At 53.0% G+C, this 12,599-nt stretch carries 13 protein-coding genes and 3 pseudogenes; 7 read left to right on the top strand and 9 right to left on the bottom strand.

Going from position 1 to position 12,599, the window contains the following annotated elements:
• Window positions 1-552 (bottom strand): annotated as a pseudogene (locus tag RT340_RS17380) (enolase); the annotation flags it as partial.
• Window positions 553-751: 199 nt separating this feature from the next.
• On the opposite strand from RT340_RS17380, the gene RT340_RS17385 reads away from it, so the two are divergent.
• Both RT340_RS17385 and RT340_RS17390 read left to right on the top strand, forming a co-directional pair.
• Window positions 752-1,765, top strand: a complete 1,014-nt coding sequence (locus tag RT340_RS17385) for a LacI family DNA-binding transcriptional regulator (RefSeq protein WP_160834152.1) — start codon at window positions 752-754, stop codon at window positions 1,763-1,765.
• 93 nt (window positions 1,766-1,858) lie between these two features.
• Window positions 1,859-2,323: a heme-degrading domain-containing protein gene (locus RT340_RS17390; protein ID WP_160834151.1), complete on the top strand. Its 465-nt coding sequence runs from the start codon at window positions 1,859-1,861 to the stop codon at window positions 2,321-2,323.
• 252 nt (window positions 2,324-2,575) lie between these two features.
• On the opposite strand, the gene RT340_RS17395 is transcribed toward RT340_RS17390, so the two are convergent.
• From RT340_RS17395 to RT340_RS17420, 6 genes and pseudogenes are all read right to left on the bottom strand, one after another.
• Window positions 2,576-2,707: a hypothetical protein gene (locus RT340_RS17395; RefSeq protein WP_255492029.1), complete on the bottom strand. Its 132-nt coding sequence runs from the start codon at window positions 2,705-2,707 to the stop codon at window positions 2,576-2,578.
• Window positions 2,708-2,725: 18 nt separating this feature from the next.
• Window positions 2,726-3,889, bottom strand: a complete 1,164-nt coding sequence (locus RT340_RS17400; RefSeq protein ID WP_237448820.1) for a c-type cytochrome — start codon at window positions 3,887-3,889, stop codon at window positions 2,726-2,728.
• Window positions 3,890-3,891: 2 nt separating this feature from the next.
• Window positions 3,892-4,176 (bottom strand): annotated as a pseudogene (locus RT340_RS17405) (GMC oxidoreductase); the annotation flags it as partial.
• On the bottom strand, window positions 4,160-4,732 hold the full coding sequence (locus RT340_RS17410; protein ID WP_313377365.1) for a gluconate 2-dehydrogenase subunit 3 family protein: 573 nt from the start codon (window positions 4,730-4,732) through the stop codon (window positions 4,160-4,162). The pseudogene RT340_RS17405 and the gene RT340_RS17410, both read right to left, overlap by 17 nt.
• A gap of 273 nt (window positions 4,733-5,005) precedes the next feature.
• The gene (locus RT340_RS17415; protein ID WP_313377366.1) at window positions 5,006-5,830 is read right to left on the bottom strand and encodes a sugar phosphate isomerase/epimerase family protein; all 825 of its coding nucleotides are present in this window, start codon (window positions 5,828-5,830) and stop codon (window positions 5,006-5,008) included.
• A gap of 17 nt (window positions 5,831-5,847) precedes the next feature.
• Window positions 5,848-6,861: a LacI family DNA-binding transcriptional regulator gene (locus RT340_RS17420; RefSeq protein ID WP_160834148.1), complete on the bottom strand. Its 1,014-nt coding sequence runs from the start codon at window positions 6,859-6,861 to the stop codon at window positions 5,848-5,850.
• A gap of 453 nt (window positions 6,862-7,314) precedes the next feature.
• Here RT340_RS17420 and RT340_RS17425 point away from each other — a divergent pair, with 453 nt between their 5' ends.
• The 3 genes from RT340_RS17425 (at window position 7,315) to RT340_RS17435 (ending at window position 9,881) form a co-directional block, all read left to right on the top strand.
• Window positions 7,315-8,493, top strand: coding sequence for a Gfo/Idh/MocA family oxidoreductase (locus RT340_RS17425; protein ID WP_313377367.1), 1,179 nt, complete (start codon window positions 7,315-7,317; stop codon window positions 8,491-8,493).
• 8 nt (window positions 8,494-8,501) lie between these two features.
• Complete coding sequence (locus RT340_RS17430; RefSeq protein ID WP_097118739.1) at window positions 8,502-9,443, top strand: sugar phosphate isomerase/epimerase family protein; 942 nt, start codon at window positions 8,502-8,504, stop codon at window positions 9,441-9,443.
• Window positions 9,444-9,530: 87 nt separating this feature from the next.
• Entirely contained in the window at window positions 9,531-9,881 is a 351-nt protein-coding gene (locus tag RT340_RS17435) for an ArsR/SmtB family transcription factor (protein ID WP_211728694.1), read from the top strand.
• Here the strand turns inward: RT340_RS17435 and RT340_RS17440 are convergent.
• The gene (locus RT340_RS17440) at window positions 9,878-10,723 is read right to left on the bottom strand and encodes an MBL fold metallo-hydrolase (protein ID WP_283216331.1); all 846 of its coding nucleotides are present in this window, start codon (window positions 10,721-10,723) and stop codon (window positions 9,878-9,880) included. The two genes, RT340_RS17435 and RT340_RS17440, sit on opposite strands and share 4 nt — an antisense overlap.
• A gap of 129 nt (window positions 10,724-10,852) precedes the next feature.
• Here RT340_RS17440 and RT340_RS17445 point away from each other — a divergent pair, with 129 nt between their 5' ends.
• The gene (locus RT340_RS17445; protein ID WP_211728693.1) at window positions 10,853-11,734 is read left to right on the top strand and encodes a LysR family transcriptional regulator; all 882 of its coding nucleotides are present in this window, start codon (window positions 10,853-10,855) and stop codon (window positions 11,732-11,734) included.
• On the opposite strand, the gene RT340_RS17450 is transcribed toward RT340_RS17445, so the two are convergent.
• Window positions 11,727-12,179 carry a GNAT family N-acetyltransferase gene (locus tag RT340_RS17450; RefSeq protein ID WP_058962008.1) on the bottom strand — a complete coding sequence of 151 codons (453 nt, stop codon included), beginning with the start codon at window positions 12,177-12,179 and terminating at the stop codon, window positions 11,727-11,729. The genes RT340_RS17445 and RT340_RS17450 overlap by 8 nt on opposite strands.
• 217 nt (window positions 12,180-12,396) lie before the next feature.
• Here RT340_RS17450 and RT340_RS17455 point away from each other — a divergent pair.
• Window positions 12,397-12,599, top strand: a pseudogene (locus RT340_RS17455) (dimethyl sulfone monooxygenase SfnG); the annotation flags it as partial.

Below are 12,599 nucleotides of genomic sequence, written 5' to 3' on the forward strand. Positions count from 1 at the left end.
CGCCACATTTTTGATCACCTGATCAAGTGGCGTATGCAGGAAACCGCCCGAAGTGTTGTAGCACTGCACGGAATCACGATGCGCGCCGAGCAGCTTTGCCAGGGGTAATTGGGCACGCCGTGCTTTCATATCCCAAAGTGCAATATCAAACGGTGAAATCGCCTGCACCGCCATGCCGCTGCGGCCCACGGACGCGCCTGCCCACAGCAGTTTGGTGTAAATCTTGTCGATGTCGTTGGGATCTTCACCAATCAGCGCATCGGCAATTTCACAAGCATGGGCGTAAATGCCCTGGCCGCCCGCGCGTTTGGAATAGCTGAAGCCGATGCCCTGGAAACCGTCACGCGTTTCGATCTCCGCCACGATGATCGCCACTTCTGTCAGCGGCTTCTGGCGTCCAGTCAGCACTTTGGCATCGCTTACCGGTGTGGCCAGCGGCAAAAACGCCAGTGACAGATTGACCCAAACGATGCGGTCACCGCTCTCGGAGGCATTACCGGCTCCTGTTGTTTTGGCATAGCTTACGGCACTGGAATTCACACTCGACATGATGTTCTCCTGTAAATGATTGCGCTAACATTTTGAATCGGAGAAGACTATGCGCCAATAACGTTGAGCTTTAATGCAGAGCCGATCACAGAATGGACAATTCGGGGATTTAAATGATAGCCCTAACATTCTCAGCGTTTTGCGCTGGCTTTGATAGGGCGGCCTGCTATGCTAGCGCTATCTGCTTCTACCCTGAGCCGCCATGAAACTACGCAACCCCGAGCGCAATGCTGCCCCTACGCTGGAAGATGTCGCCCGCGTCGCGGGAATATCGCCGATGACGGTGAGTCGTGCGCTCAATTCCCCGCATCTGGTTCGACCGGCGACTGTCGCCAAAGTCAAAGCGGCAATCAGCGCCACCGGCTACATTCCCAACGCGCAAGCGGGCAGTCTGGCGAGCAATCGTAGTCGCCTGATTGCCGTTGTGGTGCCGCAAATCAATAACAACATGTTCGTGGACACCATTCAGAGCCTGAATGACAGCCTGAGTGCGCAGGGCTATCACATGCTGTTGTGTGTCACTGGTTATGAAGCGGAAACAGAAGCGGAAACCGTAGCCACGCTGTTGTCTCGCCGTCCGGATGGCATCGTGCTGACCGGTATTCATCACAGTGCGCAGCTGAAAAAAGTGTTATTACAAGCCAACGTTCCAGTGGTCGAAATCTGGGATATGACGCCCACCCCCATCGATATGCTGGTGGGTTTTTCTCATGAGAAAATCGGTGCTCGCGTTGCGACCTACCTTGCCGAGCGCGGTTATCAAAAGCCGGGTCTGATATGGACGGATGATCGCCGCGCATTGCAGCGTAAACAGGGCTTGCTGGATGCGTTAATGTCATTGGATATAGAACCGCTGGCTGATGTGCCCGTTCAACTCCCGGCGCTAATGGCACGCGGTCGCGAAGCCAGTTCACAATTGCTGGAGCAACATCCAGATGTCGATGTGCTGGTGTGCAGTTCAGACACGCTAGCGCAGGGCGCATTGATGGCGGCGCAGGCGCGTGGTTTAAACATTCCGCAGCAGCTGGCGGTGATTGGTTTTGGTGACCTTGATTTTGCCGCGGCAAATTATCCGGCGATTTCGACGGTCCGCATTGACCGACACCGCATGGGCGAGCTTGCTGCAGAGCAATTGTTAAAGCGCCTGCAACATCAGACGGTGGATAATCCGATAATTGATATGGGATTTACCATGGTGTCGCGTGATTCAGGTTGACCCAAACTAAACTGCGATCTTCATCACATGCGAAAAATATCTTCCATGTTATAAAAAGTGGAAAATAAATTTCATTTTGAGAGGATCCTATCAATGTCAGCACTGCCTTCATTAGAAACCCTGCTACAGCAGGAAGCTGAGCACCGTTTACCGCAGTTTGATTTCGATTTGGCCTGGCAAATTGGTCAGGGCATTCAACAGCGTGGCCGCGAAATGAATGCGCCAATTGCTATCGAAGTTTATGCTTTTGGGCAGGTGCTGTTTCTGGCGGCGTTACCCGGTTCCGCGCCCGAAAATCTGGAGTGGATGCGTCGTAAACGCAACACGGTGCTGTTGACCGGCCACTCTTCGATGTATGTAGGGTTCGCTAATGAGCAGAAGGGCGAACGTATGGCGCAGCAGCATAACATTCGCCAGGAAGATTACACCGATCACGGTGGCTCCTTCCCGCTGCTCAGCCCGCAGGGCGCGATCATTGGTGCAGTTAGCATCAGTGGCTTACCTTCTGAAGACGATCATGCTTTAGCGCTGTGGGGAATCAACCAACTGCTGCGCTAATTCCGACGCAATGAGACGTCATCGAGCACAAAACTGGAAAGCCGGTTTAGCGAAAATGTTAATGGTTGTTGGATGAGGGGAGTGATACAGAGCGGCCTGTTTTTTAAATTCCCGTGAATGCTTACGGCAGCTCATTGTTGAACCCCCTACTCGTTGGCATGGTGTCCAATTTTCGGAATTCACTTCAGAGCTTGCGCCGCTATTCTTTGCACAGAAAGGAATAGCGGCGCGTTGATGAAAAACGAGAAGCCGTTATTTCGCTGCCGGTACTTTCAGCTTATCTCCCGCATCCGTGGCTTTGCGCAGCGTGGCAACATCGCTGGCTTTCACCTCGGCAGCCTCGTTGCCCCATGAATTGCGCACGTAGTTAAGCACATCTGCCATCTCTTGATCGTTCAATTTTCATGAGAAGGCAGGCATGCCGGCAGACGTTGGGCGTCCTTCGGTGTGCGGTGCGCGCGCGCCATCTAACAGCGCATGGATCATGTTGGTGGGATCATTCTGCATCGCGGTGTTACCCGCGAAAGCCGGCACCATGCCGGTGATACCTTCTCCCGACAAGCCATGACAGGCTGAACAGTCCACCTCATAGCGCAGTGCCGCCTGATCGTGTTTCGTCTTATCCATGACAAATGCAGTTGGCTTAGCCGTTGCAGAAGCGGGCAGGCTGCGCAAATAGGTGGCAATGGCTTTCAGGTCCTGGTCATTGAAATATTGTGTTGAGTGCTCAACCGCTTCTGCCATCGGACCGGCCGCAACACTCTCCCCGTTGGAGCCGGTTTTCAGGTAATCCGCGATCTGCTCATCGCTCCATTTTCCGATGCCAGCATGAGGATTCGGCGAGATATCAGGTGCATACCAAGTCCCTAAGTTGCCACCTTGCAGATACTGGCTGCTGATCTCTCCTCCTAACGCATTACGTGCGGTGTGACACACACTACAGTGCGCGGGGCCATCAACGATGTACTTACCGCGGTTCCAGGCATCATTCTGCGCACTCTGGGGCTTGAACGCTCTGTTATCAAAGAACAACAGGTTCCACCCCGCCATCGCCAGACGAATGTTATACGGGAATTTCATGCCTGCGTTTTCGTCGATGGCATTTTTCACTGGCTTCTGCACAGAGAAATAGGCCCAGAGATCGTGCATGTCGGCATCGCTCATCTGCGTATAAGCGGTGTAAGGCATCGCAGGATAAAGGAAGCCGTGTTCGCCGCGTCCCTGACGGACCGCATTAAAGAAATCGTGCTCCGTCATGTTGCCGATGCCGGTTTCACGATCGGGTGAAATGTTGGAGGTTTGCAGTGCACCAAAGGGGGTGTCGATCTTGTAGCCGCCGGAAAAGTCCGCGTTGTGGCACGCCGCGCAATCCGCCAGGCGCATCACATATTCGCCACGTTTAATGGCATCTGCATCACTGCTGTGGAAATCGGCTAACCTGACCTTATCATCAGCCACATTTGAACGTGAACTGTCCATCACCACCCACATTCTGCCGGTCACGCCAATGGCGGCGACCACGGCCAACGCCGCGAGGGTATAGGTAATTTTCTTTGCCTTCGCCATGATTATGCTCCCACCAGCGGTGCCGGATTATTGATGTACTTCTGGTGGATAGCTTGCGCCGCACGCACCGCCAACGCCCCCACGGTGACTGTTGGGTTGTAGCCGCCATTGTTGGGGAAGGCCGAGGCACCGACCACAAACAAATTATGCGCATCCCAACTTTGCAAGTATGGGTTGAGCGCGGAAGTACTTGGATCGGCACCCATGACTGCGCCGCCAATGGTGTGCGAGCTGTGCTGCATGTAAGGGTTCCAGCTTTTCTCGGCTTGGTTATCGACCACAATGTGCTATGAATCCAAAGAAGGCCTGGCTGTTTACGTCTGCGCCTAAATCAATTTTTCCGTCTTCCATTTTTGTCAGGAAGTCATCAACCTGTTCGGTATTCAGCGCATGGAAGGAAGATTGATGATTTTTTAGTGCCCAGCTTTCCAGTGCCTTCAGACCCGTTAAATAACGTTCCTTTGGTGCGGAAAGAAATTGAGGGCTGCCCATAATTTTTTCTTCGTTTTCAGGATGCAGTGGAGCTTGCAAATAAAGCGCGGCTCCTGAACCGTAATCCCCCGCTAACTGATTATCGAGGAACTCAATACAGCCCGCTTCAGTAGCTGAAGGCCCTAGCTTATCGGCCGGGATTAAACGATCAAAAATGGCTTGTAGATTCTGGCGATCCAGTGGGTTGGTGAGCACCTGGTAACCGTCTTGCCACGCTGGCTGTGGCAAATGGTCGGCACTGAGCTGGGTTTCCAGCGGCACATTGTGCAGCTCTTTGGCGCGCAGTTGCGGTGCCACGGCAAGTGAGGCGACAATACCGCTCAGCGAAAAGAGCGCTTCTCTTCGGTTCATACTTCTCTCCCTTGATCATTCCATCGTCTGATGGACACGGCAGATTAATATTGACAGAGCACGACGTTCCGGACATTCAGACATAGACCGGCCACACGTTAATTAGCGCGCAGCCGTCCACGACGAATCCATGTTCGTTATTATGATTTCTCAGAAAGTATTGAAAGACGTTATGCGCGTGTTGTTAATCAACACGCGATTCCGTAGGCTGGATTTTTCCCGCCATTGCCAAATGTCTTCACGGAAAACCCGTTATTCGGGTCTCCTTTATTTTTAATAAATATATTTTTTCATGTCGTCGATGCTGTGACGGGCAATATCCCAGAGATCATCTTCCCAGTTGCGCGGGCTCAATAATTCCGGTGACCATACGCCGTTGTATCCCGTGGCTTTCACTGCCGCCACCCAGGCTGGAATATTAACATCTCCCTCACCGGGCGCGTAATTGCGCTGGACCCATTCATCCCAGTCTTCGCCCGGATAGGCGGCGCGACCATCACAGAAATGCACACCGTAGATCAAATCCTTGTCCATGCGCGCCACTTCATCCGGTGTGGTGCCACCGCCGGCGTGCAGGTGCCAGAAATCGACCACCACGCCAAGGTTATCTTTGCCACTCTGTTTAATCAGATCCAGCGCGTGTCGCAGTGAATTGAAGGCAGTGAAGGCCACCACCTCTATCTGGAATTTAATGCCATGTGGCTTGCCGATATCGGCGATGGCGCAGAGGTTTTCCAGCAAGATGGCGTCACGTGCGGCGTCTGGCAGATGATCTAATTCGGTCAGCGCCATAATTTGTACCACCGGGCAGCGCAGTTCCACGGCCGCCTGCACCACTTTCTCCGCTTCACGCAGCAGGGCGGCACGTTCTTCTGGCTGGAAACGACCCATCCGCTTCAAAGCATTAATGCAGGTGATCTCAATCTGATACTTCGCCAGCACATCACGATATTTTGCGTAACTGCCGCCGTTATCCAGATAGCGATACAGATGTTCAGGCAGAATCTCCAGTCCGCTGTAGCCTGTTTCGTGGGCGATGCGTAACTGAGTGACGGCATTGCTGTACCAGACAGAAACACCATGCAGTGACAACTTCATCTCTCCTCCTTGTTACCTCAGGGTTTCAGGTGAGAGCGTCGTAAGCGCAATTCTCCCTGAGACCAAACACCACCTGGAGTGGCCTTTCCGTCAATCAAGCGGTTGAGGGCTTCATTGACAATTAAATCCAATCGCTGGCTAAACGTGGTCAGTTGCCAGCTGGACAAACTGGCTTCATCGATATCATCAAAACCCACCACCGCCATAAAACGGTTGCCTGCATGCTCTTTAAGCGCCGTCAATGCGCCGAGTGCCAAAATGTCATTCTCGCAAAACAGGGCGTCAACCCGCTGCTGAGGGGCGTGCGCGTTGAGATAATCACTCAGCACTTCATAACTCCGCTCACGAGAGTACTCGCCTGCAGTGAGCAGTAACTCCAGCGTCAATCCAGCCTCCTTGAGTGCCAGCTTTAGGCCATCCAGGCGCTGGGTATGATGGCTGCTGGTTTCCGGTCCCATCATATAGCCGATACGGGTGTAGCCCTGTGCCAGCAACAGTTCGCCCAGCTGTTTACCCGCGCGTAAACCGTCAACGTTCACCACATCGATATCGGGCTCGTCATTGTTTCGGCACACCTGCACCAGCGGAATCTGATGCATCTCGCGTGCCACGCTAATCAGTTCGTCGGTTAACACGGTGCCGAGAAATAGCAGGCCATCCACTTGCAACTGATCGGCGAGCGTCAGCACGGCGCTGTAATTTTTTCCGCTACCAATATTCAGCAACAACGCCATATAGCCGCGCTGTTGCAACTGACGCGTAACCATGTCGAGCATCAGCATCGAGTGAGGATTCTTCATCTCATCGATCACCACGCCGATAATGTGCGTTTTCTTCTGCGACAGGCTGCGCGCCAGCAGGTTAGGGCGATAGCCCAATTCTGCGGCGATTTTCAATATCTGTTCACGCGCCTTGTCAGAGATGGATGCACCCGGCGTGAAAGCGCGGGATACGGTCCATTTTGAGACGCCGGCAAGTCGTGCGACATCACTTGCTGTGGCTTTGTGGGGCTTCTTTGTTGGTTTATTCATAGCACCTGCGTAGGGATAAAAGGCGGAGTCCCCTGCATTGAACGTGAAAGCCAACTGAAAATAAACACCTTAGCGCAGGCAAATGAGGCAAATGACATCGAATAACCCTGTTTTTATGATGTTACGATTATGTTTGATCTTTGCACCCGATTGCAATGGGTTTTGCATTCGGGTGCAAATTTAACGGTTTTTGTGATCTTCTTCGCTGAATTGCATGTTGCCAGATTGACTAAAAAGTCGGCATCGCTGACATTCAGCGCTTGTAAGCACAAGAATCATCCTTTTTATGCCCGATTCTGATGCGATTTGCACTCGGTAGCATCTCGTGAAGTACGGCAGTACGTGCAGTGCAATGGATTCCAGTGCGTGAATAAATAACAAGAATCGGCAATAACAGATAAGAACATCTACCCTCAACCTAATTTGCACCCGGGTGCAAAAACAGGAGTGACTATGTTAAATGGTGAAAAACACATTCCACGCCCGCTCCGCTGGGCAATGATCGGTGGCGGCCGCCTGAGTCACGTGGGTTATAAACATCGGTCCGGTGCCTTGCGTGACAATACCGCCTACCAGATGGTAGCCAGCGCCTTTGATATTGATGCTACACGTGGGCGCGAATTTGGCGTCAATCTTGGACTTGCGCCGGAACGTTGTTATGACAACTACCAGCAATTGCTTGAGGAAGAGGCAAAGCGTGACGATGGGGTGGAAGTGGTATCAATCGCCACCCCCAATGGCACCCATTATGAGATCACGAAAGCGGCGCTGAATGCCGGTATTCATGTGATTTGTGAAAAACCGCTGTTCTTCACCAGCGCGGAAGCGCAGGAGATTAAAGCACTGGCAGAGGCAAAAAAGCTCATCGTCGGCGTGACATACGGCTTCTCCGGCCATCCATTGTTGATGCAGATGCGAGCCATGATCGCCAACGGCGAGATCGGCGAAGTGCGTATGGTTGAGCTGCAATATACCCACGGCTTCAGCGCCAATGACAGTGCCGATAAATTTAGCGAAGCACAGAAATGGCGTGTCGATCCAAAAATCGCCGGTCCCTCGTTTGTACTGGGCGATATCTCCACTCACACCTTCTACATCTCGCAGCTGGTGCTGCCGCAGCTGAAAGTCAAATCGCTGCTGTGCGATCGCCAAAGCTTTATTCCCTCACGCGCACCGCTGGAAGACAACGCGATGGTGCTAATGCATTACGACAACGGGGCGGTAGGGCGCATGTGGGCGTCATCGATCAACGCCGGTTCAATGGACAGCCAAAGCATCCGCATTATCGGTTCACGCGCCAGTCTGGAGTGGAGTGATTACAACCCGGGCGAATTGAAATACGAAGTCCAGGGCCAGCCAAATCAACTGATGCATCACGGTATGCCGTATTTGCATGAAAGTGCACTGGCGGATGAGCGTCTGGGTGCATTGCATACTGAAGGCCTGGCCGAGTCCTGGGCCAACATCTACCTCAAATTTGCCATCGCTATCAGTGCCACCCAGCGTGGCGATCAGCACACGCTTGATAACCTGATCTATCCCGACATCAATGCCGGGCTGGAAGGCGTGCGCTGGATTGAAAACTGTGTTCGTTCCGCCGACAACGGCGCGACCTGGGTCAACTACCAATAAGGACTGCCATGAAACTCTCTTTTTGTACCGACAGCCTGGGGCATTTGCCGTTTGAGCAAATGCTGGACAAACTGCTGGAACTGGGCGTTTACGGCGTTGAAATGACGACGGGTGGCTGGTCTTCTGCACCGCATTTGCCGACAGAAGCGTTACTGGGTAGTGCCACGCAGCGTCAAAACCTGCTGAAAGCACTGGAAACGCGTGGGATGTCGATTGCCGCCCTGAATGTATCGGGCAATCCGCTGGATCCTGGTGAACTGGGGCAGAAACATAAACGCGATACCGAGAATGCCCTGGCGTTGGCGGGTGAGTTAGGGGTGAAGAAAATCGTCATGATGAGTGGGTTACCGCCTGCCAGCCCGCATGACACCATTCCCAACTGGATCACCTATACCGTGAGCTGGCCGCCGACACTGAAAAACTGCCTCGACTATCAATGGAATGAAGTGGCGATCCCTTACTGGCAAGGGCTGGTGGCGCGTGCGAAGCAAAGTGGGGTCGAGAAATTTGCGCTGGAGAACTTCAGCTCCATGCTGGTGTGGAATCCAGAGACCCTGTTCCGGCTGCGCAATGCGGTGGGCGACATGGTAGGGCTGAACCTTGATCCCAGCCATTTACTGTGGATGGGCGCCGATCCGATTGCCGCAGCTCGGGCGCTGGGGCCGGCGATTCATCACTGCCATGGTAAAGATGTGCGGATGGAACGGGGTCTGGTCAATATCAACGGTCTGCTGGAAACCAAACCGGTGGAGGATGTGGCAAACCGCGCCTGGAACTACGTTGCTGTGGGCTGCGGCCAGGATTTGCAGTGGTGGAAGGAGTTCTTCTCGGTGGTCCGTATGATGGGCTACAACGACTGGGTCTCACTGGAAATGGAAGATCTCACCATGTCGGTGGAAGCGGGCATCACCTCATCGATTGCCGCGTTGAAACAGACCATCAGTCAGTAGGCGTTGAGCGCGGTGTGCTGCCGCGCTGTACATCCCGCATCCGCTGCCCGATACTTCGTGTTTATACGAACTATCATGAGGCAGCCTATGCTGGAAAATCACCCGCAGCGCGATGAAATCCGTCTGGAAAATGTATTGGCCGCGCTCGGCAATCCCCTGCGCATGAGTGTGGTCGCTATCCTGGCTGAGGGGGGTGAGCACACGTGCGGATCGCTGCTGAAGAGCGTGTCCAAATCCACTCTAACGCATCACTGGCGCGTACTGCGCGACAGTGGCGTCATCTGGCAGAAACCTTCAGGCCGTGAAAACCTCTTGTCACTGCGTCGTGACGACCTGGACGCACGCTTCCCCGGGCTGCTGGACGCATTTCTTACGGCGACCACGCAGGATGGTCTGACGCGTGGCACCGTCAACGACTTTCACAGCTCAGCGTCTTAATCCGTTTTTGGCCGCAACAGATAGCCGGAGCGCACATCACCCTCAATATAGCCAAATGCGGATGCGCCAAAGTGCATGCCTGCTACCCGCGTTTTGTCCCTTGAAACCTGTTCGATAATCGCTTTGCGCGTGGTTTCAGCCAGTGCCGGATCGTTATCAAAGGAAATGGAAACGTCTGGTCGGGCTAACTGGATATGCGGGTAATGCACAATATCGCCCCAGATCAGTAGACGTTCATTGTCGGAATCAATCAGATATCCGGTATGCCCCGGCGTATGGCCTGGCAGACTGATAGCCTGGATATCCGCAGTGATATTATCCTGCTCAATCAGGTGCAGGCTGGGCCGATAGGCCTCGAGCGTACGACGCACCAGCAAGGCATTTCTCTGAGTGCGTTCGTTGGCTGTTTCAAGCTTTTCATCATCCCGCCAAAATGCCGCTTCAGCCGTAGAGAGATAAAGTTGCGCATTAACAAAGGCAGGTTGACCGTTGGCTGTTAGTAAGCCGCCAATATGATCGGGATGGCAATGCGTGAGCAACAGAGTATCAATGGCGTCGGGGTTAACACCCAGCGCTAACAGATTAGGCTGCAATTCCCCGCCAATATGATTGACGGCGCCCATGCCGCTATCAATCAAGATCGTGCGTCCTTCACCGCGAATCAGATAACAGTAAATATGAATATCACCCGGCACATCGATACCCGATTGCGCTTGAATTGACTCTGCGCTGGGGATATCAATGCCGGAGAGCAGCGTAAGGCTGGCTTTCATGGTGCCATCACTGATAGCCGTGACCAAATAGTGACCCACGCGTTGTGAGGAGAAATGTTTGACCATCATTACCGCCTTTGTTCTTCACCGAAAGAGAAAACGCTGTTTAATCATTAAGCTGCATCAGCAATGAAATATTGCAGGGAACCGGCGGGTGTGACTATCATCCTTTTCGACTGAGTTGAGACCGAAAAAGCTGTGGACATTAAATTATTGCGATCTTTTGCTACTGTGGCGCTGCTGGAACATGTCGGTCAGGCGGCGGAAAAGCTGCATATCTCGGCATCCCCGCTGAGCAGGCAAATTCAACAACTTGAGAGTGAACTCGACGTCACGCTGTTTCATCGTGAGAAAAAGCGTCTGCGATTGACGGAAGCAGGGCGAAAATTTCTGGATGAGGTCACGCCTTTTCTGCAACATCATGCGCGTCTCACCGATTATGGCCGCAGCCTGACGCAGACGGCCAGGGGGCGTCTGGATATTGGTTATGTTGAGGCGGCGATACATTCGCGCATACTGCCAGATGCCATTGCCCGGATTGATCAGCAAAGCGGCACCGCTATCCATCTGCACGCGATGCGATCCCAGCAACAACGCGAATTACTTGAGGAAAGGGCGCTGGATGTAGCGCTACTGCATACCCCTCCCGAAAAGGGCGACTGGTTTTTGCAGAAAAAAGTGCTGACGGAACCGATTCTGTTAGTCATGCCAAAAGCACAAACCATCGCTACACCCACACCGGCAGATTTACAAAAACAGCGCTGGATAGCCGATCATGCGCACCTCAATCCAGCTGCGCGCGCCCGCTTACTGGCTGCATGTGAGCAAGCGGGTTTCCAGCCGGATATTACCTTTGAGGTGAACGGGCCGCTGGCTGCCCTGGCCTGCGTGGAAGCGGGCCTGGGGTTTACCTTCATTCAACAAAGCCTGGCGAGTCGGGTCGCAGATACCGTTTCACTGGTGATGCTGCCGTGGTTACCGCTGGAGATAACCTTATATGCTGTGTGGCGGAAGGACGATAACAGGCCGCAGATTCGGGAGTTTATTGACGCGCTACCGAGGAGGGATGCGCTCACTTAGTCGCGGCAATGAGCTGTAGCCGATGCGTGCTGATATCCTGATCCGCTAAGCAATGAAAACCCAACCGTTCATAGAAGGAATACGCTGCGTGCGGTGCATGGGTATTGATCAGAGCAAAATGGATGACCGCATCCTGAATGATCTGTTGCAGTAACAACGTTCCCAGCCCCATGCCGCGATAACATTGACCTAAATAGAGATGACGAACCCTGCCAGCCCGACAATTTGTCATGAATGGGTCCTGATTCAGCCCGCCAACACCAATCAGTTGATGGCATGAAAACAGCCCCAATAGTTTTTCGCCAGGGAGATCGAAACAATTGGTGCCGTTGCGCCAATTATCATCGAGCCTGCGAAGCATATTGAAACCCAGGTCGATGCTCTCCGCTTTGAGTGACGAAAATCCGGGGACATACGGGGTGATGGTTTCAACGCGCAGATTCAATTTCTTCTCCTCTCACTGTTGCAATGGCGACGGGCGTTTTACAACGGCTGTTGTATTTGCAACTTCTCACCCGTTAAGTAACGCTCCCATCTCAATAAAATCAACTGCTTAAATTCATGAAAATCTGGCACAGCTGCTGCATTACCCTTTATATATCGAAAAGATAGAACTTGATTGAAATTCATATTTTTAAGCTATATATCGACAGGAGAAGCCGATGTCAGATAAGAAACCCCTGCAATTTGCGTACTGGGTGCCCAATGTGTCCGGTGGATTGGTGATCAGTCAGATTGAACAGCGCACCCGTTGGGACGCGGAGTATAATCGCGAACTGGCAAAAATCGCTGAAAAGGCAGGATTCGACTATGCCCTGACGCAGATCCGATGTACGGGAGGATACGGGCCAGATAACCAGCATGA

The organism is Pantoea sp. CTOTU50773 (genome assembly GCF_032082325.1).
Taxonomy (GTDB): domain Bacteria; phylum Pseudomonadota; class Gammaproteobacteria; order Enterobacterales; family Enterobacteriaceae; genus Pantoea; species Pantoea communis.

Excerpts from the sequence above, each read along its gene's own strand:
- RT340_RS17400 (WP_237448820.1), bottom strand. The coding sequence starts at position 3,889 with ATGGCGAAGGCAAAGAAAATTACCTATACCCTCGCGGCGTTGGCCGTG.
- RT340_RS17440 (WP_283216331.1), bottom strand. The coding sequence starts at position 10,723 with ATGATGGTCAAACATTTCTCCTCACAACGCGTGGGTCACTATTTGGTC.
- RT340_RS17425 (WP_313377367.1), top strand. The coding sequence starts at position 7,315 with ATGTTAAATGGTGAAAAACACATTCCACGCCCGCTCCGCTGGGCAATG.
- RT340_RS17395 (WP_255492029.1), bottom strand. The coding sequence starts at position 2,707 with ATGGCAGATGTGCTTAACTACGTGCGCAATTCATGGGGCAACGAGGCT.
- RT340_RS17430 (WP_097118739.1), top strand. The coding sequence starts at position 8,502 with ATGAAACTCTCTTTTTGTACCGACAGCCTGGGGCATTTGCCGTTTGAG.
- RT340_RS17390 (WP_160834151.1), top strand. The coding sequence starts at position 1,859 with ATGTCAGCACTGCCTTCATTAGAAACCCTGCTACAGCAGGAAGCTGAG.
- RT340_RS17385 (WP_160834152.1), top strand. The coding sequence starts at position 752 with ATGAAACTACGCAACCCCGAGCGCAATGCTGCCCCTACGCTGGAAGAT.
- RT340_RS17415 (WP_313377366.1), bottom strand. The coding sequence starts at position 5,830 with ATGAAGTTGTCACTGCATGGTGTTTCTGTCTGGTACAGCAATGCCGTC.
- RT340_RS17420 (WP_160834148.1), bottom strand. The coding sequence starts at position 6,861 with ATGAATAAACCAACAAAGAAGCCCCACAAAGCCACAGCAAGTGATGTC.
- RT340_RS17435 (WP_211728694.1), top strand. The coding sequence starts at position 9,531 with ATGCTGGAAAATCACCCGCAGCGCGATGAAATCCGTCTGGAAAATGTA.
- RT340_RS17410 (WP_313377365.1), bottom strand. The coding sequence starts at position 4,732 with ATGAACCGAAGAGAAGCGCTCTTTTCGCTGAGCGGTATTGTCGCCTCA.